This is a genomic window from Paenibacillus sp. FSL L8-0436, from assembly GCF_038593025.1.
Lineage (GTDB): Bacteria > Bacillota > Bacilli > Paenibacillales > Paenibacillaceae > Paenibacillus_AQ.
On the sequence record NZ_CP151955.1, the window covers coordinates 6739002 to 6759621 of the forward strand.

The following is a 20620-nucleotide window of genomic DNA, read 5'->3' on the forward strand; positions in this document are numbered from 1 at the left end:
CTACAAATGATTCAGAAAAGATAATACAGTAAAAGATTCCTATCATAATTAGGAATAAATGTAAATACCCACTTCTTAACATTTAACACCAATAATTCCTATGGTAATCTTTTTTATGTAATACACTATATAAACAGGGAGGTATTTTAGTGAAAACATCTTTTACAGAACTAACCCTTTCAGAATTGGAGCAAATTCAGGGGGAAGGGGTTTGGAGCGATTTGGGATATGCCGTAGGATATGGCTTACATCAGGCATATGAAGGGGCAAAAGATGTTGTAGGGCTAACTAAAGAAGCAATGAACCCTATGAACTGGATTAACAGTTATTACCCAGGATTCAAGCCTTGATTTGTTCATTTTCAACCTTAAAAAAACCATTATTAAAGGAGAGGTATTAATATGAATATTAACGCATTCACTGAACTTTCCCACAATGAAGCACTAGAATTAGAAGGTGGCGGTTGGTTAGACACAGTGTTGGATTTTTCTAAAGAAGTTGGAAAAACCACTCTCGGAAAAGTTGTTGCCGTTGTTAGTTTTGTTCAGCCAGCTTATGACTTTGCAAAAGGTGTAAAAGCTGGTTGGGATGGATACTATAATTAATCACACCCCCCCCCAATATATATTTATATTGGGGGCTATTGGAGATAATTATGCTTAACGACAACGGGAAATATTATTTAACGAAAAACCTGGTGCAATTAATTACACTTTTCTTTATATGTAACTTATTTCTTTCAATTAGCTTAGGCTTTATTTTCAGAAATGACTCTATTATCAACTATATTGCAATATTTGCTCAACTTCTTTCCTACATTATTACCTTAAGTTTATCAAGCAAATTAAAGAAAGATATTCTTAAATTGTCTAACTTTATAGGTCTAAATCATTGGTTTACTTACATAATTGCCCTTGTCTCATTAGGACTTTTTTATTTTGCAGTTATGTTCTTTGTAGATTTTTTAAAATGGGACCGCATTTCAGAACAACTAACCTTGGCTGAAACCCTTAAACCTGGATACTCAAAGAGTTTTCATATTATTTCTTTCTTAATTTTATCGTTTCCGTTTCCCTTTTTTGAAGAATTAATTTTCAGAGGTTTCTTCATTAATTTCTTTAAGGAACGCTTCTCCTATATTTCCGCAATTATAATATCATCCTTACTTTTCGGTCTTTTACATGAAGGGAATTTTTTCACAACCACTATCTTTGGAGTGATACTATGCCTAGAAAATAAAGTTACCAAATCCCTAACACCTGGAATAATAACCCATATATTATGGAACTTTTTGAATTTATCTTTTTAACTACTTAAATCAAGCTTCTAAAAAACTTTATGGGAGCACTCCATGAAAAAAAGTACATTTGACTTATTGATGCTTTTTATATTCTCAATTCATTTATTTAATTTATTTTTTTATTTTTTCACAATTCATTCTATTGAGTGGTTTTCTTTGTTTATTGTATTAGTGCTTCTAGTTATGTATATACATTTCCATTACAAAAAATCAAATAATAAAGAATAAAATCACATTATTAGGTGGGAATTGATCTGTTCAAAAAATACGTGTGCATTAAACAACATGATTATAAAGATTGCGGAGCCGCCAGCATCGCCATGGTTACGAAACATTATGGACTTAACTATCCAATTACTAAAATACGGAACGTTGCAGGAACAGATAATAGAGGTACAAGCGCATACGGCTTGGTTAAAGCTGCTGAAAAATTAGGGTTCACCGCCAAGGCCGTAAAAGGAAATCACGAGGCATTTTTTGAAAACTTCCCACTCCCGGCCATTGCTCACGTGGTTATAGACCAAACCCTATTGCATTATGTTGTCATTCATAAAATTACGAAAAAAACAATTGTCGTCGCAGATCCCGCGAAAGGCATTGTTAAATATACACCGGAAAACTTTTTCAATATCTGGACCGGTGTTCTCATATTAATGGTACCCACTCCCCAGTTTAAAAAGGGCGACGAGTCTAAAGGGTTATTCACTCGTTTTTTCGGATTACTGATTCCTCAGAAAAGAATGCTGCTCGGCATTTTTTTAACATCCATGTTATATACAGTACTGGGTATTCTTTCAGCGTTCTATTTTCAATTTCTATTAGATGAAATTCTTCCATTTGGACTAAAGAAGACTCTTAATATCATCTCTGCCGGGGTGATAGTTCTATATATCTTTAAGGTTTTATTGAATGCTTTCCGCAGTCATATTCTACTGACACTGAGCCAGAAGCTCGACATATCGCTAATTCTTGGCTATTACCACCATGTATTAAAACTACCCATGAACTTTTTCGGTACCCGTAAGACTGGCGAAATCATCTCAAGGCTTATGGATGCCTCTAAGGTTCGGGATGCTATTTCCAGCGCAACCCTAACCATTATGATCGATATAATCATGGTTATTGCCGGGGGGATAATTCTTTATTCGCAAAGTTCCCTTCTGTTTGGTGTAACTGTAATGTTGGTTCCTTTGTATTTGATATTAGTTTGGGGATTCCACAAGCCATTTGACCGGCTGAACCGTGAACAAATGGAGAAGAACGCGCAGCTCACCTCCTACATTGTGGAATCTATTGACGGTATCGAAACGGTCAAAGCCTATCATGCGGAATCCAAGGTTGGCTTTGAGATGGAGCAGAAATTCATCGCGTTTCTGAAATCTGTATTCAGCTTTGGTATTTTCAATAATATACAAGGCTCACTCAAGGGTCTGGTCCAATTGCTTGGAGGCGTAGCCATCCTTTGGGTAGGTGCCAATCAAGTAATTAAAGGAAATATGACTATGGGCCAACTAATTACATACAACTCATTACTGGCTTACTTCCTGGAGCCGATACAGAATCTCATCAACCTTCAGCCCACCCTGCAAACAGCCGTTGTAGCTGCTGAGCGATTAGGAGAAATTCTTGATTTGGAAGCGGAGAAGCTTGAAGATGAAGACAAGAAGATTCAACCCTCTTCATTAAAAGGTGATATTAAATTTGATCGTGTCAGCTTCAGGTACGGTACACGTTCCCTTGTACTTCATGATATCGATTTGACGCTTAGACAGGGCGAAAAAATTGCATTTGTCGGTGAAAGCGGCTCCGGTAAAACAACACTAATCAAACTGATCATGCAATTTTACCAGCATGAAAAAGGCGATATCTTAATCAACAACTACAATATCAAAGATATTCATCTGGATAGCTTAAGAGAGCGGATTGCATATATCTCACAAGATACTTTCTTTTTTAGCGGAACGATACGAGAGAATCTATGCCTGGGTGTGGATCAGGATATAGATCTGGAGCAGATTGTTGCCGCCTGCCAAACCGCACAAGCCCACGAATTTATCAATCAGCTGCCTCTACGCTATAACACGATGTTGGAAGAGAATGCCACCAATATCTCTGGAGGCCAGAAGCAGCGACTGGCAATCGCCAGAGCGGTTCTTAAGCAGCCGGATATCCTTATCATGGATGAAGCAACCAGTAATCTGGATTCTACGACGGAGAAGGCTGTATCTGAGACTATCAATGCTTTTGAAGACATGACCACAATTATTATCGCTCACCGGCTGAGTACAATTATGCGCTGTGACCGGATTTATGTGATGGACCAAGGTCGGATTATTGAGCATGGAACACATCAGGAGCTTCTGGATTACCGTGGGAAGTACTATGGGCTTTGGAAGGATCAACTCCCCGGAGTTGAACAAAAACAAGAACAGCCAATTCAATACGTTGCCGGGATAGGCGAGGTGTCTCTTGTATGAGTGCAAAAATTCATAACCTATCAGAAATGTCGGATAGCAGAGAAATTATGGAGTCTAAAACCAGCCCTGTGATCTCTATTTTCATACTCATTCTATTTACTATATTGGCTGCTGCGTTAGTTTGGTCCTATTACGGCCAGATGGATGAAGTTTCCAAGGCTTCTGCTATAGTCAGACCCAATGAGAAAGTCAGTACCATTCAGACTTCATCTGCCGGAAAAGTCGAACAGGTATACATTCATGAAGGAATGCAGATTAAGCAGGGAGAACAACTATTCAGCTTTGAACATAAAGATCTGGATATAGAATTATCCAATCGGAATTCTGAAATCAATAAGCTGACTAAGGAACTTCAGTATCTACAGCTTTATAAACAAAGCATTAGCAGTTTGACCAATAAATTTTCTTCTAAAAAAGCAGACGAAGTTTACTATTATGACATGATAGAGCAATTCCTGCTTGAATACTGCCAGCAGCAGCAGAGCTTTCAGGCAAGCCAAGATCAGCTTACAGCTTCCATTCTTGAGAATAAAGGGTTGCAAGAATCTGCTGCTATCAGTACCGAATCCAGCTCAAATAAATCTCTTCAGAATAAAATAGAATTAGAGCGGAAGAAGAACCTGTTGGATGTTGAAATCGCAAACGAAAAATTGCTCGCGCAATCCATCAAAGCAAATCAAAATTTGCTTCCGCCTGAAGATACCAAACGGATAGAACAATATAACGCATACCAAGGTAAATACGTCCAGTTGTCTAACCTGTCTGCCGAGAAAAAAGAAATCTACGTCCGCTCGCTCAGCTTGGGGAACCGCCTTGTGCCGCAATCCCAGATTACAGACGAACAGCATCAATATGAAAGTTCATATTTGCAAATCGGCCAATTCCAAAACGAAGCTGTGCTGAGCGCAGAGAGCAATATCACCAATTTCAATCAGCAATTGGCTGAGATAGAGAACAGCCTTGACTTGCTAAACAATGGACATGACCCTTCTGTCTCGGAACGAAAAACTTTTGAAATGCAAAAGAAACAGCTCGCCGAACAGCAAAATGATCTGCTGAATCAAGAGAAGCTTAACCGATCAACCGAAGAGACTTCATTGGAAAAGCTGAAACTCGACCGTATTGTTCAGATTCATTCGACAATTGAAGAAGATAAAAAAGCTTTAACCATGCTCCAAGAGAATGTTAAGCAAATTGAGCTTGAACGAGACAAAAAGCTGCTAGTAGCACCTATTTCCGGTACAATTAATATTTTAAAAGAAACGAACACAGGGGATATGGTGCAAGCAGGCGAATCCTTGATCTCCATCATTCCCACCAATGAGTCAAAATATAAAATGAGCATTGCTGTACCTAACGCTGAGGCAGGAAAAATAACGGTTGGAAATAAAGTCGATTTCAGCTTTTCTGCCTTTCCCAAACAAAGTTTCGGTTCCCAAAAAGGTACGATTACGTCAATAAGTACAGATTCAATTGTTCAGCAGGACGGCATGAGCTACTATCTGGTGGAGGCAACGATATCCAATGATCCACTTGTTAATCGAAGAGGTGAGCGTGGAGAACTTCGAGTAGGGATGACAGCACAAGCATCTGTTATTACCGATTCCAAGAAAATCATTGACTTTGTTCTTGAAAAAATCAATTTAAAAGAATAGCGAGGCTGCCAGTTAAATGTTAAAGAAATCAATACTCTTGGTTCTGTCCTTCTTACTACTCCTTTTCTCTCAAACAATTATAGTACACGCTGATACACAGGGATCTGTTCCATTAAAATCACTTTCTATAGAAGAGGCAGTGCAGCTAGCATTAGCTAACTATGCAGATATTAAGCTCACGCAATGGAATATAGCGAAAACAGATTCCCAGTTGTTGTATGTATCCACTGAAAAGAAAAAGTTGGAGCAAAAAAACGTATCCGTGTCCAACGGAATGCTACCAGTAAATCCTGATATTTTTATAAAAGGCATTCCCAATTACAATGAGTTAAGTGAAGAAGAACAAGTTGGTGTTAATCAATCTATTCTCATACAAATCATGATCAACACCTCTCTTAATCAATTAATTAGCGCTCAGTCTGAAAGCCAAAACAGCTACAATCAAGAGGCAAAAACCGCACAACTCATGGAATTTGGTGACCAGTTACGCACTTTGGAAACGGATAAAGTGATCAATCAGTTGCGGCTGCATAAGACGGAGGCCATGATCCGCTACTATGCCATACAGAAATATTATCAACTGTGTTCTTTAAAGAAAACGATTGAGTATGACAAACAAGAGAGCGAATATTGGTTTCAGCAGTCTGAGGATACCCTTAGATCCTATGAGCATGGTGTATTGTCAAAGAAAAGTATGGAAGACTTTAATCATAAGAGCGCTGAACGAAAGTCAGTTTTTGAACGTAACCTTAGGAGTTATGAAGCCCAACTGGAGCAATTTAAGCTTGAGCTAGGATTATCATCCTATTCAGAAGTCATTCTGGATGATGTCATTTCTAGTACGCCAGAGCCCGGGAATTGGAACACAGCGATTAGCCTATCTACTAATTATGATTTACAGGAGGAAGATGCTCAAATCAAACTCGCCAAAGATAACCTTGATGCTGTTAAAGCTTCCGATACTGGACTTGCCGCCTATTATTCTGTCCTATGGTCCAGCCAAATTGCACACAAAAATATAGTGCAACAACAACTTGAAGAGAAACTGACAGGTTATAAGTCGGAAGCCCATGAAATTGCTTTTGAGTATTCACAACTGAAAGTGAAACAACTGGAGCTTCTACAGACGTCCCAGGATAATGCCGCTCTCTTAAGTAAAGGGTTAATCTCAGCGGCCCAAGCAGATCAGAGCAAGCTGGATTTATTTAATTCAAATCGGGAATTGGACAAGCAGAAAGTTGCGTATGCTCTGTTCCAAGCAAAAGTTACTCTGGCACTTAGTGGCCTCATCCTCTAATAACTACTCTTAGATTCTCACAATCTTGGTAAGTCCACGAGGATAAACCCCTAGATAGGAGCAATCCTGCAAAGCCAGGATCAGAGCCTCTACAGGTTCTGGTCCTTTTCACGTCTATATCAGTTTCTTGGCGAAGTGGGAGCGGTCATTTACATTCGTTTTGATATAAATGCTCTTCACTACATTCCGGACAGAGCCCTCACTGATCCCCAGCGCGCTCGAGATATGCAGTGCACTTTTGTCCGCCAACCACAGCACAGCTACCTCTTTCTCTCTCGCAGTCAGCTTATATTCTCCAAACACTGTGTCTCGTCTGAACTTTTGCAAGCTTGCATTGTTAACCATCCGTTTATACGCCACATTATCTGCCAATCGCTGCACGAACGGAATCGCAAAATCTATCTGCTGCCTGGAATCAAAAGAAATATCCACATAGCCATGCGTACAACCGTCCAGAATCAAAGGCGCGCATACACAATTCCAGCTCTTGAAAGCAGCGTCTGTATGCTCCCCTCCCCGCACCACCCCTATGAGGTTCATCTCCATAGCCAGCGGGACTGCATTCAGGCCCGAATACCGTTTGGAGAGATTGATGCCCGCACTCATACCTGCACGGTCCATGTTCTCCTGAAGGCTTCGTGAAGAGCAGATCAGATCGAGAATCCAGCCCTCTTCATCCGCCAGAAACACAACATAAGGAATCGGAATGAACTGGCTGATCGCCACCATCTCTGCCCGCATGGAAGAAACCATGGCTTCACTATATATCGCTTTGTTCTCTTTCACGCAAGAGACAACTGGAGACTGCAACGGACTATATGTATTAGATGAATTACTAGGGTGAAAAGACGCCGCTTGAGCTGCTGGAAGATCATTTGGCGAACACCACATTTTCATCTTGGAATTGAAGGTAGTCAACACAAACGCCTCCTTGGTTATTGTCGTTAGTTGATTGGGGATTTTTGTGAATATATTCACTAATATTAATTCATCTATATTTGCTATAGCAATATTTCCTATCTCTATTATAAACTTACAAGACAGCATAGCCTAGAATAGCAGTAAATATATCATAGGATATTTATGAGACAATTGACAGGGGCTATTCTTACGAATGAACGTTGAAAAATATCCTCTTCTTCATATTCATCTATTTCCTTCAAAAAAAGCAGCCTAGATGAGCGATAGAGGTATCCGAAAAAATATTTAAGCGGCTAACCCGGGTCTGCAATCCAGCCTGCGGATAGCCGTTTTTTTATCATTCGTCATAATCTTATAAATTTTTTACCGTCCGACCTAAACCGATAGTTTTCGACATCAGCCCGGTGCTATATTTGTTTATACGTCTTTAGAAGTTAGGAATGAAGGAGGTCTATTCTTGAGTATTATTGAAGTCTGCGGGCTGTCCAAGTCGTTTATGCAGGCGGTGAAGGAACCCGGCCTCAAAGGCGCGGTCAAACATCTGCTGATCCCCAGGCATATTGAGAAGATGGCAGTGCAGTCGCTGGACCTTAGCATCGAGGCAGGTGAGACGGTGGCCTATGTCGGGCCGAACGGTGCAGGCAAGTCCACCACGATCAAAATGCTGACCGGCATACTAATGCCTACCGCAGGCAGCATTTCTGTAAACGGTATCAATCCGTACCGGAAAAGAATGGAGAATGCCGCCCAGATCGGAGCGGTGTTCGGGCAGCGCACGCAGCTGTGGTGGGATATTCCGATTGTGGAGTCCTTTTCCCTGCTGAAGGATATTTATCAGATCCCCGATGCTGTGTACAAGACCAACTTGGAGATGTTTATTGAGATGCTGGGTATGCGTGAATTTATTCACTTATCCGCCCGGAAGCTCTCCCTCGGCCAGCGTATGCGAGCGGATCTGGCTGCTGCTTTATTACATAACCCGCCGATTGTGTATCTGGATGAACCGACGATTGGCCTCGACGTCTCCGTGAAGCAGAAGATCCGCGAATTCATCAAAAAGATCAACCAAGAGCAGCAGATTACAGTTATGCTGACTACCCACGATCTGGGTGATATTGAGGACCTCTGCAAACGGCTGATTATCATCGACCACGGCTCCATTATCTATGACGGCAGCTTAAGTGAAGTCAAATCCCGTTTCGCCAGAAACCGGGTGATCTTCTTCCAGGTGGGCTCGCCATTGCCCGAGCTGTACCAGCAGCTCTCACAGACTCCGGGAATGAAGCTGGACTTGCAGAATGATCAGGAGTTCTCCGTATCCTTTGACCGTTATGAATATACCGCCAGCGAAGTGGTCAGCCGGGTGATGAAACATGGCGAGGTGATTGACTTCCGGATGGAGGATGCCAATATTGAGCAAGTCATCAAAGCCGTATACGACGGAAATCTGAACCTGAACGAAACCGGTGCATAAGGAGGAGCGAACGCAGTCATGCCTGTACCCAATCTTAAGAAATACAGAAGTATTGCCAACCGGTCCTTGCAAAATGTTCTCGCTTACCGGACTTCTTACGTGATCACCTTTCTGGCCAATTCGATCAATCTGCTGGCGATCTACTTTTTATGGCAGGGCATTTATAGCGGCCGCGATATCGTAGGCGGGTATTCTTGGGACCAGATGAAAACCTACTTGCTCGTTACCTTTCTGGCCAACTCTGTGTTGTCCTGGTATTCCGAAACATCTATTTCCGGCAAAATCCTCGACGGGAGCGTTGCCGTAGATTTGCTTAAGCCCATCGATTTTCAAAGCGCAAGATTTGCGGAAACCTTGGGCTCCAGCCTGCTTGAGGGTGGAATGAGCACGGTGTTGCTCGTACTGTTTGCCACCTTCCTGACCGGTGTTACCTTCCCGCAGTCGGCCCTGGTCTATCTGCTGTTCGCAGTCAGTCTGCTCGGAGCGATCCTGGTAAAGTTCGGCGTTGTCTATCTTGCGGCATTATTATGCTTCTGGTCGACCGGCTCCATGGGTATTGTCTGGACAAGAATCGCCCTGACCAACCTGCTATCCGGAGCGCTGGTACCCTTGGCCTTTTTCCCGGATTGGCTGGAGAAGCTCGCACTGTTCCTGCCTTTTCAGAGCATTATTCACACACCGACGATGATCTTTCTGGAACAGGCGGACACTTGGGAGAGCGTCAGGCTGATCGGCCTGCAATTCTTCTGGGGGGTTGCACTCTGGATTGCCGGAAAATGCATGTGGAACTGGGCAGTACGTCAGGTAACGATTCATGGAGGTTAGGCGGAAGGAGAGCGAAGCATGAAGTTATCACGCATGTTCTATCTATACAAAAGGCTCTACATACAGCAGTTAAAAGCCATCATGGAATATAATAAGGATTTCTATATCCTAATGTGTTCAGCTGCCTTAACACAGGTGCTGGGATTCGTCTTCCTCTGGGTCATCTATGACCGGATTCCCGACATCAACGGCTGGCAGTTCTGGGAAGTCACCTTTATGTACGCGATGATCTTCTTGACCGAAGGCATTGCCTCCCTGTTCTTCGAGGGGACCTGGCGTATGGGCAGATTGGTCAACATGGGAGAAATGGACCGTTATCTGCTGCGGCCGGTGCCTGTCGTGCTTCAGGTGTTCTGTACCGGCATCGGCATTAACGGCCTCGGAAATCTGCTAATCGGCGGCGTAATTGTCTGGCAATCGCTGGTCCACACCCATCTCCACTGGACCTTTGGCAAAATCATAATTATTTCCCTGCTCCTTGTGACAGCAGTAGTTATCCGCGTATCGATCAATCTGGCCGGCAATTCGGCAGCCTTCTGGATCCGTAATGCCGGCAATGCCTTTCCCTTGATGGTGCATAATTTGGCCGACCTGGCCAAATATCCGATCACGCTGTTCCCGCAGACTGTACGGGTGTTTATTTCTACCGTGCTTCCTTATGCGTTTATCAGCTTTTATCCGGCGACTTATATCTTCGGCAAAAGCGAATGGTCCGGCTGGTGGATGCTGGCCCCGGTAGCTGCGATAGGAAGTGCAGCTGCGGCCTATGGCATATTCCGCTTCGGACTGTCGCGGTATGAAAGCACGGGGAACTGATCCGTAAAGAGCGGACTGTTTATAAAAGAACAGAGTGAAAATACTAAAAACCCCACTTGTCCATTTGGGCAGGTGGGGTTTTGACGTTTATATGAAGATAGTAATTACGATTACGTTAAAATCAATCAATAATTATTAATAGATAACTTTAAAGTTCCCTCCGAAACTTGAAGTTACATAAATTTTATGATAGCCCCATAATTGGCTTGTATACTTACCTGAACCAATAATCTCTGTTCTATAGTACCAATTATTACTGGGATCGATGGCATAGATTACGTAATTACCGCCTGGTTCGCCTTGAATCTCGACTGTATAAACGCCATTGAAATATATATCCGTAGTAGGAGTTCCTACTGAACCGTAAAGTGTTGCCAGCGGTGTAACAACTCCGCTCGCTGCCTGAACTTCCTGTGCCGCAGGAGCAGCAGGAGGAGTAACGGCTTCATCGGCGAACGCAGCCGGTACAGATCCTAAGAGCAAAGCCATGGAAGAAAGTGCGGCAACTGCTGTTTTTTGAAACTTTTTCACAATTTAACATCTCCTTTAGTAATTGAGTTGGAATGAATCCTTCACCATATCCTTGCAGCTTACAAGAATACTACTAAAACGGGCGATAGAAATTGTGTAGCGAAAAGAACAACTTCCCCCCCTCGCCTATTATTTTATTACAAGATTAATAATACATATATTCCCATGGAAAAACAAGTATTTTATATATGAAAATGTGTTAAAACTATATATTTACACAAAAAATCATATTATTTTACATAATTCAATAGAGACATTTGTATTTATATGTATATTATTGATTGCTAACATTTCTATTTGATAACGATAAATGAAAAAATCTTAGCTTATGCACTCCACATTCCGTAATGAAATGCGGAGCACAAGCTAAGACTTTAATTATCACTGATACAAGCCTTCCCTGCCTTGTTCGGCCTATGCTGCAACCGCAGCCTTTGCCGCCTTTTTACGTTCCTTGGCGGATTTGCGGAAGTACAGCAGCTCGTAGATGGCCGGCACGACCAGCAGCGTCAGCAGAGTGGCTGCGGTTAATCCGCCGATTACTACGATGGCCAGACTCTGCGAGACAATGCTGCCCTGCTCGGAATGTCCGAAGAGCAGCGGTAACATGGCGCAGACAGTGGCAATCGCCGTCATTAGAATCGGGCGCATCCGTGTGCCGGTTGCTTCGAGAATGGACTCGCGGATCGACATATGCGCTTCATTCTGCTTGATGCGGTCGATCAGCACCACCGCATTGGTGACCACGATGCCAATCAGCATCAATGCACCGAACAACGCGGTGAAGTCGGGGGTTACCCCGGATATGATCAGGGCGACAATCGCTCCGATGGCTGCAAGCGGCAACGAGAACATAATTGCCAGTGGTGCACGCAGCGTCTTAAAGGTGAGCACCATAATCAGATACACTAGGCCGATTGAGATCAGCGCCGTCATTCCAAGGTCACCGAAGTCCCCGGCCTGGTCTGCCGATGCTCCGCCTGCGAACAGAGTTACGCCGTCCGGCAGCGTTATGCCGTCTGTCTGCTTTTTAATATCGGCACCGATGGCCGATACCTTCTTCGGATCCACTTCTGCGGTAATCCGCACATAAGGCTTGCCGTCCTTATGGTATAGCATGGCCGGCTGATCCGTGACCTCAAGGGCTGCCACTTGCGACAATGGCTGCGGACCAGCGGCGGTCATGATGGTCATGTTCTTCAGGTCTTCCTGTGACTCCGCCTGAATGACAGGTTCAAGGATGACACCGGCCGGGGAACCGTCCAGTTGGATCTGTCCCAGCGGAACCGGATTGAGCATCGCCCCCAGCTGCATGGAGATTTCCTGGGCGTTAGCTTCAGCAGGATTCACCTTGAAGGCAAATACCGGCTTGGTATCCTCCATGTTGCTGCTGACCTTTTGCACACCTTCTATATTCTTCACCTTGGCGGCGACCTCTTCAGCAATTGTATTGATAGCTGCGACATCATTGCCGACAATATCGACATATTCACTGGTGGAGCTTGAGCCCATCATGCTGGCTTCATTTGCGGTCAGCGTTGCCCCCGTATAGGAAGCCTGAAGACTGCGGACTTGATCCAAAAACACCTGTGCATCCGTTCCTTCTTTGATCATTACTGTATAATCCACCTGGGTCAGCGAGGTAACACTGCCCCATTTCGCCGAATCGGCACTGTTCCCGGATTGCATGATGACCGTCTGGGCCTGCGGCTGGTTCATCAGCTCCTGCTCCAGCAACTTGCCATTCTTCAACACCTCCGCGACCGGAACATCATTCGGATATACCAGTTGAACGGATACATTGCTGGCATCGCTAGCATCCAGCGCGGCCTTCGGCATGGCAATATAAGCGCCAATAGAGCCGACTAACAGCACCAGACCCAGGCTCAGCGTGAGCCATTTGCGCTGCAGATTCCAATCGAGAAAACGGGTGAACCATCCGGCGGGCTCATGTTCCTTCAGGGAAGAACCGCGCAGCAGCCAGGAGCTTAGCAGCGGAACGACGGTCAGAGCCACAACAAGCGAAGTCAGCAAGGAGTAAGTTACCGTCAAGGCGAACGGAAGCAAGAAAGCTTGCAATCCGCCGCGCAGCAGCCCCATCGGCAGAAATACCGCCACCGTAGCAAGCGTTGAGCTGGTTATGGCTCTGGCCACCTCGCGGGTTGCGCTGATCACCATATCACGGGACAAGGGTTCCTTCTGCATACGCCGGTAGATGTTCTCAATGACCACGATGCTGTCATCCACCAGCCGTCCGACAGCAACGGCAACCCCGCCCAAGGTAACGATGTTCAGGGTAATTCCCGATACCTTAAGCAGGTAAAGGGTAACCGCCAGAGACAGCGGAATGGATATCGCCGTGATCAGCGTAGCCCGGATGTTGCGCAGGAACAGCAGGATTACGATTGTGGCAAACAACGCACCGAGCAGGACTTCACGCATCATGCTGTTGACGGAGGTGACCACCATATCAGAGGTGCTGAAAATGACGGAGGCCTCGGCATTTTTAATTCTGTCATTGATATCGTCTGCAGCGCTGCGCACCTTATCGCCGACATCCACTGCATTGGCATTCGCTTCCTTGGTAATTACGACGAACAGCACATCTTTACCATTGGAGCGGCTGACGCTCTCCTGGTCTATCTTGGCCTCAACAGCGGCAATATCCTGCAGCTTTGCTCCAGCCCCGACCGGTAGCTGCTTCAAGGTATCTATACTGTCTATCGAAGAGATTACATTCACATTCCCCGTCTGGCCGCCGATCGTCTGCTCGCCGATGGAGGCGGAAACATTGCGCCCCTGAAGCAGCCCCAATACCTGCGCAGTGGTTACCCCTTTTGCCGCCATCACCTTCGGATCAAGCTTCACTCTAACTTGAGGAGCTGTCTTGCCATACAAAGCTACGCTGGCTACCCCTTCGATCTTCTGCAGCTCGGGGATGATGGTATTCTCGGCAATCTCAAGGTTATCCTTGGTGAGCCCATCATCGAACGACAGCGTAAGCTGGGAGACAGGAATCATTGAGGTGTTCAGCTGAATGATGAACGGGTCCATCACACCTTCGGGAAACTGCAGTGTACCCACAGCTTTCTCGACTTCCTGCGCCGCCTCCTTCATATCAGACTTGCCGTCAAAATATATGTCTACCTTGGCATATCCGTCTCCTGAGGTAGACATTTGTTCGGTCTTGCCTTTCACCTGAGAGGTCGCCGCCTCAATCGGCTTGGTAACCGAGGTTTCCATCGAATGCGCATCCTGTCCGGGTCCAAGTACTGTAACCGTGATCTGTGGATTATCGGCCTCCGGCATGAATTCCATCGGCAGCGAGGTGTAGCTCATTATCCCCACCACCAGTGCCATGACAACTAGAAGACCTACCGCCCCCTTATTGCCAAACGACCATTTCGTTAACCATGTCATTCTTTTTTCCCCTTCCACTCCATTATTGATTACTCTCTTTAAGACTGATCCCTTATGTATCAAGCATTGCTTTCCTGCTTTAGTGTAGTAGCTTTTGACCGAAGTCAAAACCGCCCAACGAAGGGTTTCGCGCTCAGCCCCGGGGCGGAGGTGATCCCATTCCCGGGATTGAGCCCCTCCAGATAAGCCAAAGCCTGGCCGAAGCAACACAATATAAACCTAAAATAATCCACTCGCTCTGCCTCAAACCGCCAGTACAATCTTTCCATAAAAAAAACAAAAAGAAGCCTATATGGACAGGCTTCTTCAAATTCAAACAAATATTCGGTTGATCAAGAAAATGTTTATATGAGCAACCGTACTATTTCAAATAAAATACCTCGCGGAGCGGTTCCATCGGTGTTTCTTCGTTAAAATCAAAGGAGCCCTCAACCATTTTAGAGGTAATGGCGTTCCACCGGTTGCAGGCATCGCTCTGGGCAATGTAGGCAAAAGCCGCCTCTTTGTCGTCACATTCAAAGCAGTAGAAGAACTGATTGCCGTTCTGGAAGATCGAATAATTGCTGATTCCCGCTTTGCTGTGCTCCTCAAGGATTTCCGGCCAAGGGTTCAGGTGCATCTGCACATATTCCTCCAGGTACTCTTCCTTGACCTTCCAGGTCCAAGCCAACTTATTGCTGCTCATCTTCCCGACCTCCTAAAAGTTTTGTTAGCATTACTTCATTGAGCCCACTTCGTGCAAAACTCACATCGAAAGCATACACTTAAGTTTTGTTAGCATTGCTTCATTGAATCACTTCGGATAAAACTATCTTCGCAAGATTTAATGATACCGCTTCCATCATAACTTTAGCAACTTTTTTTATGGGGAATATTGGGTAATTAAAGGATCATTCAGAACGAAGAGCCTTTATCCCCCGCCAGCAGCAGTCCCTCTTCTGCTGCTGTGAGAAGTAAAGGCTCTGTGTTACAGTTCAGTCTTCCTACGCGTTGATCCCCGCTTCATTAGGGCGAAGAATCGCGGAGCCGATGGCCAGCAGAATAACAGCCATCAGGCCCAAAATGGCAAAGGGCAGCCATAGCTCATCCCAGCCTCCACCGGCTGCGGCGATGTCCACCGCTTGAATCGCCCATTTCTGCGGCATGAAATTGGCCGCCTTCTGCATGTAATCCGGCATGATGGACAGCGGCCAGAAGCAGCCGCCCAGCATGCAGGTCGGTGTAAGAATCAGCGAATTCAGCATCCCGGTATTGTTCGGATTGCGGATCAGACCCGCCACCGTACCGGCGATTCCCATGGATACGAGCATGAATGCAGCGAGGACCAGGAAGTACAAATACATCGGCACCTCATAGTCATAACGGAGCACCCACTTGCCCAGCGATAGCACAACAGCAATCTGGATCAGTCCTACCATAGAGCTGCCGAGGAAATTGCCGAGCGCAATTTCATAGGAGCGTACCGGTGCGCTGAACATCCGCATCATCGTCCGCCCCCTGCGGTCTGCCATAATCAGCGACACGCTGCTGGTCACGAGGCTCATCAGAAACATCAGCGTCATGCCTGTAATAACACCCAGTGTCTGCCGGGGGTAAAGATTATAGTCGGTTCGGATACTGCCTACATTATGCTCTTCCGCCTGCTTCAGAATCGCGGCGAATCTCTCCTCTGAATCCGTACTTCCGGTTGCAGAGACCTTTCTCACCGTAGCTGCGGTTGACAGCATTTCTACAGCGATTGCATCGGTTTTCATCTTGATTAGTATAGAATCCTCTGTCGTCTTCAGCTCATATACGGTGAGCTGCGGCGCTTTCCCCTGCAGAATTCCCGAGGTAAAGCCCTCCGGAATCCATAAACCGGCCGCACCGTCCTGCGAGGTGACACCTTCCTTCAAATCAGCCTCATCGCTGCGCTCGACAAGCTTGTAATCCCCGCTATTCTCGAGTTCAACAATCAGATGATTCCCGGCTGCTCCGGTATCCTTGTTGGTATACAGCAGAACCGCCGTGCTATCTTCCATGCCGCCGGTAACGGAGACAATACCGGCTACCACTAAAGAGGGCAACAGGATATGCAGCAGCAGCCCTTTGCGGGAACCGATCGTTCGCTTGACCATATTCCAGCCAATCGTAAATATGTTATTCATGGTATCCCACCTTCCGGTATGAGAGGATTGCAGCACAGAACAAAATCAGGCAGATCAGCAGCATCATCCATAAATTCGGCAGAATCTGCTCTAAATCTGAATGCAGCATCATTCGGATTACGGCTTGCAGCGTCCAATGATTAAGCGTAAACGCACCAATACTGTTCACCCAGGAATCAGGAAGCGGAGCCATGCCGCCGCTAAGAAAGGTCATGCCTACTGTAATGACATTGATGATACTCGTGGCTTCCGTCTCTTTTTTGCTGAACATGCACGCAATTACAGAAAAGGTCAGGGAAGCGAGGATCATCAGCAGGCAGAACAGCGCCAGCAGACCCGGACGATTGCCCCAATACACACCGAACAGCCAATGAGACAATAGAATGATGGCCGCACATTGAACCATGGTGACAATCGCAATGCCCAGCATTTTTCCTATAAACAAATCCGAGCCTTTAACCGGCATGGAGTTAATTCTATAAAGCGTGTGATTGTCCTTCTCGCTGAACAGCGAATGAGTCACCGTAAGGCCGCTATACAGCAGAAACATCAGCAGCATTGATGCGGCATAAAATTGCGAGGCTGTGTAAGTTCTTCCTCCATTACTCAAATCCCCAAGTTTTACGGCTGTCCCTTCTTGATGAGAATCAGCTGCGGCGGCAACAGCTTCCGGTCCTAGTGTCATAGCTGCGGCCTGCTTGTAATTCATGATGCTGAGGAAATTGTCAAAGGCTGTTCCAGCAACGGTATTATCCACCCGGTCTTTGCCAAGAATGAATTCCAGTTCAGCCTTTCCCCCGCTCTGTACTCCACTGTCAAAATCCTTCGGCACAACCACCGCATAGCCGTAGATCCCGGACCGCAGCCCGCTCTCTGCTTCCTGCCTGGTTTTGGCCTCATGGGGAATAATATAATCCTTAATATTGGCTGATTCCAAAAAGGCCTTGATCATCTCGGAACTTCCTGTCCCCCCGGCATTCACTACAGCTACCTTCACCGGCTCTATGGTTTCAGCTTTCTTGTCTCCCACTACCTCAGAGAGCGACGCGCCAAGCAGGAAGATCAGCACCAGCGGCAGCAGGAACAAAGTCATCAGCACCCACCGTGAACGGGTCAGCCTGCGCAGTTCGTACACCGCAATTATCAAAATATTCATTACAGGTTTCCCCCTCCTTTAATCGCGCAAGGTCCGTCCGGTCAGGCTCAGAAACAGCGTCTCCAGATCCGGCTCTTCGATATGCAGGGAGACAATAACCCCCTCATGCTTGGAAAAGATGAACAAAATATCCTGCAGCTCGCTCTGTGAGGATGGAAGGTACAGCTCCACCGCCTGCTCCACTTCCTTGACGCGGTTAATCCGCGGGTGAAGACTAAGCTCTTTAATCAGGGCAGCCGAAATATTGACAGCCTTGATGACAATTTTTTCTTCATGGGCAACCTTCTCCCGCAGTTCTTTCTCTGTGCCGCAGGCAATAACATGACCTTTATCCATAATTGCTACACGGTCGCAAATTGCTTCGACTTCCTCCATGTAATGGCTGGTGTAAATGATGGTCGACCCCAGCTTGTTCAGCGTCTTGACCGACTCGAGGATATGATTGCGCGACTGGGGATCAATGCCTACCGTAGGCTCATCCATAATGATCAGCTTCGGGCGGTGCATGATCGCGCAGGCAATGTTCAGCCGCCGTTTCATTCCCCCGGAGAAGGTCGCCGGTTTATCCTTCGTCCGGTCGCTTAATCCGGTGAATTCCAGCGCCTCTTCCACCCGTTCCTTCAGCAGCTTGCCGCGCAGGCCATACAGCTTGCCAAAAAATCTCACATTTTCCTCAGCCGTCATCGTTTCATACAAGGCCAGTTCCTGCGGAACCAGACCAATTCTTTTTTTCACCTCTAGCGGAGCTGCTGCCACTGACAGCCCGTCGATGATAATCTCGCCGCTGTCAGGCTTCAGCAAGCCGCAGATCATACTGATGGTTGTGCTTTTTCCGGCGCCGTTTGGGCCGAGCAAACCGAAAATTTCGCCTTCCTCGATGTTCAGATTCACATGATCTACCGTTAATTTCTGGTCGTACCGTTTTACTACATTACTGAGTACCGCAAGTGTCATCTCTTCATCTCCCCTGTTCCTCAATCTCTATGCTCTTATTGTAACGCGCCAACAACATCACCGAAGGTACGAAAGGTCATCTTCTGGGGTGACTAAAGTCATCTCCTGAAATGGCCGGGGAATATGCTAAGATGAACATAAGAACAAAAATATAAGATGAAATAAAGAACTACCTAGAGGCAAAAGCAGCGGAGGGGAAGTTTGGAACTGTAGGAGCGATAGTGACCGCCTCAAAGCTTTCCGTAGGAAAGCTCGCTTCGGAAGCATAACCTGTCTACGGATTTCAACCTCAAATAGCGGTATAAATCAAGAAATCTGTAGACAACAGCGGCCGGAAGTCCAAACATTCACCGCAGTTGCGTTCTATGCCGGATAGGTAAGCTTAAGTTCAACTTATATAAAACATGGTAGATTCGGGCATTCCATTGAAAAAAAGGATGACTTCTATTGATTAGAGAACTGAACTCTTTGCGTTACGGCCTCATTCTGCTCCCTGCGGCGATCACTATATACCTCTACGACTATGCCGACTATGAATTATTCACCCTGCATTTCCTGCTGCTGCTGCTTGTAGTGACGCTTGAGTACCAGCTGCCGAAATCACTGCCGCTGCTGGCCTGCATAGAACTGCTCTTCACGGCCTGGCTATGCCGCCAGTACGGTACGCTGATGATTTTCCCGGCCATCTCAGCACTGCTGCAATATTCACGGCAACAGTCAAAGACGGTATCCGTCGTATTCACCTACGTTCATTTGGCTGTTCTGAATATCGCCTTCAGTCAATCAACACCTGTCGAATGGGGAGTGATGAATCTTACCTTCCTGCTGGCCGTTTTTCTCAATGTACTGCTGCTGCGGACCGGCCGCGGCCGCGAGGAAACGCAGTTTCTCTATGATGAGCTGCGCCGCAAGCATTTTGAGCTGGAAGAAGCCCGTAGCCGGCTGCTGCAGTTCACCTCTCAGGTAGAGAATGCCGCACAATCGGAGGAACGGGTACGGATTTCCCGCCAGCTTCATGATGATATCGGCCACAGGCTGATCCGGGTCAAAATGATGGTTGAAGCTGCCATTCATACCTTGCCGGCTGCTCCTGAATCCGGAATGAAGATGATGGGCCAGATCCGCGATCAGCTCGCGGCCAGCATGGACGATATGCGAGCTGCCGTAAGACGGATTAATTATGCTCCGCAGCTTGAAGGGGCTTATGCCCTGGACCGCCTGCTGGAAGAAATCGGGCGGGATACGGGTATTGAAACCACGTATTCCATTCATGGGTATCCTTATCCGCTGTACCCAAGCACCCAGGTCGTACTTTATAGAAATGCCCAGGAGGCCATCACAAACGCCCTAAAGCACGGAAAAGCAGCGGCAGTATGGATCACACTGTCCTATAGTGAGCAAGAGGTTGTGATGGAGGTTGGCAACAACGGCAAACGGCCCGAAGGCGACCAGCTGCGAAGAATGCAGGGCAGCGGCGGCATGGGCCTGAAAGGCATGACCGAGCGGACAAACCTGATCGGCGGAACACTGGAGCTGCGTACGGAGCCGCAATTCACCGCAATTACCCGTCTGCCGGTTTATAGGCAGGCGGAGATTAGGTAACATTGCATGAAGAACCGTAGGGTGCAGCAAGTGATCATAAATTAG

General features: G+C 46.2%; 17 protein-coding genes. 10 read left to right on the forward strand and 7 right to left on the reverse strand.

What is annotated here, in order from left to right; all coding sequences use genetic code 11:
* Nucleotides 1-149 precede the first annotated feature (149 nt).
* From NSS79_RS31170 to NSS79_RS31195, 6 genes are all read left to right on the forward strand, one after another.
* A complete protein-coding gene (locus tag NSS79_RS31170) occupies nt 150-350 on the forward strand; it encodes a hypothetical protein (protein ID WP_074111224.1) in 201 nt (66 codons plus the stop codon).
* A 51-nt stretch (nt 351-401) separates the two neighbouring features.
* A complete protein-coding gene (locus tag NSS79_RS31175; RefSeq protein WP_342437389.1) occupies nt 402-605 on the forward strand; it encodes a hypothetical protein in 204 nt (67 codons plus the stop codon).
* A gap of 50 nt (nt 606-655) precedes the next feature.
* Nucleotides 656-1309, forward strand: coding sequence for a type II CAAX endopeptidase family protein (locus tag NSS79_RS31180; RefSeq protein ID WP_342437390.1), 654 nt, complete (start codon nt 656-658; stop codon nt 1307-1309).
* A gap of 260 nt (nt 1310-1569) precedes the next feature.
* Nucleotides 1570-3777 carry a peptidase domain-containing ABC transporter gene (locus NSS79_RS31185; protein ID WP_342440475.1) on the forward strand — a complete coding sequence of 736 codons (2208 nt, stop codon included), beginning with the start codon at nt 1570-1572 and terminating at the stop codon, nt 3775-3777.
* Complete coding sequence (locus NSS79_RS31190) at nt 3774-5432, forward strand: HlyD family efflux transporter periplasmic adaptor subunit (protein WP_342437391.1); 1659 nt, start codon at nt 3774-3776, stop codon at nt 5430-5432. Before NSS79_RS31185 ends, NSS79_RS31190 begins: the two co-directional genes overlap by 4 nt.
* A 16-nt stretch (nt 5433-5448) precedes the next feature.
* Complete coding sequence (locus tag NSS79_RS31195; RefSeq protein WP_342437392.1) at nt 5449-6729, forward strand: hypothetical protein; 1281 nt, start codon at nt 5449-5451, stop codon at nt 6727-6729.
* A gap of 114 nt (nt 6730-6843) precedes the next feature.
* On the opposite strand, the gene NSS79_RS31200 is transcribed toward NSS79_RS31195, so the two are convergent.
* A complete protein-coding gene (locus tag NSS79_RS31200) occupies nt 6844-7647 on the reverse strand; it encodes a LuxR C-terminal-related transcriptional regulator (protein ID WP_342437393.1) in 804 nt (267 codons plus the stop codon).
* Between the two features lie 460 nt (nt 7648-8107).
* Here NSS79_RS31200 and NSS79_RS31205 point away from each other — a divergent pair, with 460 nt between their 5' ends.
* The 3 genes from NSS79_RS31205 to NSS79_RS31215 are packed head-to-tail and all read left to right on the forward strand — an operon-like array spanning nt 8108 to nt 10765.
* Nucleotides 8108-9124 carry an ATP-binding cassette domain-containing protein gene (locus tag NSS79_RS31205; protein WP_342437394.1) on the forward strand — a complete coding sequence of 339 codons (1017 nt, stop codon included), beginning with the start codon at nt 8108-8110 and terminating at the stop codon, nt 9122-9124.
* Between the two features lie 18 nt (nt 9125-9142).
* The gene (locus NSS79_RS31210; protein WP_342437395.1) at nt 9143-9949 is read left to right on the forward strand and encodes an ABC-2 family transporter protein; all 807 of its coding nucleotides are present in this window, start codon (nt 9143-9145) and stop codon (nt 9947-9949) included.
* A gap of 18 nt (nt 9950-9967) precedes the next feature.
* Complete coding sequence (locus NSS79_RS31215; protein WP_342437396.1) at nt 9968-10765, forward strand: ABC-2 family transporter protein; 798 nt, start codon at nt 9968-9970, stop codon at nt 10763-10765.
* Between the two features lie 135 nt (nt 10766-10900).
* Here the strand turns inward: NSS79_RS31215 and NSS79_RS31220 are convergent, their stop codons facing one another.
* The 6 genes from NSS79_RS31220 to NSS79_RS31245 all read right to left on the reverse strand — a co-directional run bounded on the left by NSS79_RS31220 (nt 10901) and on the right by NSS79_RS31245 (nt 18973).
* On the reverse strand, nt 10901-11296 hold the full coding sequence (locus NSS79_RS31220; RefSeq protein ID WP_342437397.1) for a hypothetical protein: 396 nt from the start codon (nt 11294-11296) through the stop codon (nt 10901-10903).
* Nucleotides 11297-11710: 414 nt separating this feature from the next.
* Complete coding sequence (locus NSS79_RS31225) at nt 11711-14716, reverse strand: efflux RND transporter permease subunit (protein WP_342437398.1); 3006 nt, start codon at nt 14714-14716, stop codon at nt 11711-11713.
* Between the two features lie 361 nt (nt 14717-15077).
* The gene (locus tag NSS79_RS31230) at nt 15078-15401 is read right to left on the reverse strand and encodes an L-rhamnose mutarotase (RefSeq protein ID WP_076109601.1); all 324 of its coding nucleotides are present in this window, start codon (nt 15399-15401) and stop codon (nt 15078-15080) included.
* Between the two features lie 298 nt (nt 15402-15699).
* Entirely contained in the window at nt 15700-16863 is a 1164-nt protein-coding gene (locus NSS79_RS31235; RefSeq protein ID WP_342437399.1) for an ABC transporter permease, read from the reverse strand.
* A complete protein-coding gene (locus NSS79_RS31240; protein WP_342437400.1) occupies nt 16856-18019 on the reverse strand; it encodes an ABC transporter permease in 1164 nt (387 codons plus the stop codon). The genes NSS79_RS31235 and NSS79_RS31240 overlap by 8 nt, the downstream gene beginning before the upstream one ends.
* Before the next feature lie 18 nt (nt 18020-18037).
* Nucleotides 18038-18973, reverse strand: a complete 936-nt coding sequence (locus NSS79_RS31245) for an ABC transporter ATP-binding protein (RefSeq protein ID WP_342437401.1) — start codon at nt 18971-18973, stop codon at nt 18038-18040.
* A gap of 447 nt (nt 18974-19420) precedes the next feature.
* Between NSS79_RS31245 and NSS79_RS31250 the strand changes: the two genes are divergently transcribed.
* Nucleotides 19421-20575, forward strand: a complete 1155-nt coding sequence (locus NSS79_RS31250; protein WP_342437402.1) for a sensor histidine kinase — start codon at nt 19421-19423, stop codon at nt 20573-20575.
* The last annotated feature ends 45 nt before the right edge of the window (nt 20576-20620 follow it).

Bases quoted from the DNA above. Each gene is read 5' to 3' on its own strand.
- NSS79_RS31190 (WP_342437391.1), top strand. From the start codon at position 3,774: ATGAGTGCAAAAATTCATAACCTATCAGAAATGTCGGATAGCAGAGAA.
- NSS79_RS31215 (WP_342437396.1), top strand. From the start codon at position 9,968: ATGAAGTTATCACGCATGTTCTATCTATACAAAAGGCTCTACATACAG.
- NSS79_RS31230 (WP_076109601.1), bottom strand. From the start codon at position 15,401: ATGAGCAGCAATAAGTTGGCTTGGACCTGGAAGGTCAAGGAAGAGTAC.
- NSS79_RS31225 (WP_342437398.1), bottom strand. From the start codon at position 14,716: ATGACATGGTTAACGAAATGGTCGTTTGGCAATAAGGGGGCGGTAGGT.
- NSS79_RS31180 (WP_342437390.1), top strand. From the start codon at position 656: ATGCTTAACGACAACGGGAAATATTATTTAACGAAAAACCTGGTGCAA.
- NSS79_RS31245 (WP_342437401.1), bottom strand. From the start codon at position 18,973: ATGACACTTGCGGTACTCAGTAATGTAGTAAAACGGTACGACCAGAAA.
- NSS79_RS31240 (WP_342437400.1), bottom strand. From the start codon at position 18,019: ATGAATATTTTGATAATTGCGGTGTACGAACTGCGCAGGCTGACCCGT.
- NSS79_RS31235 (WP_342437399.1), bottom strand. From the start codon at position 16,863: ATGAATAACATATTTACGATTGGCTGGAATATGGTCAAGCGAACGATC.
- NSS79_RS31195 (WP_342437392.1), top strand. From the start codon at position 5,449: ATGTTAAAGAAATCAATACTCTTGGTTCTGTCCTTCTTACTACTCCTT.
- NSS79_RS31210 (WP_342437395.1), top strand. From the start codon at position 9,143: ATGCCTGTACCCAATCTTAAGAAATACAGAAGTATTGCCAACCGGTCC.
- NSS79_RS31175 (WP_342437389.1), top strand. From the start codon at position 402: ATGAATATTAACGCATTCACTGAACTTTCCCACAATGAAGCACTAGAA.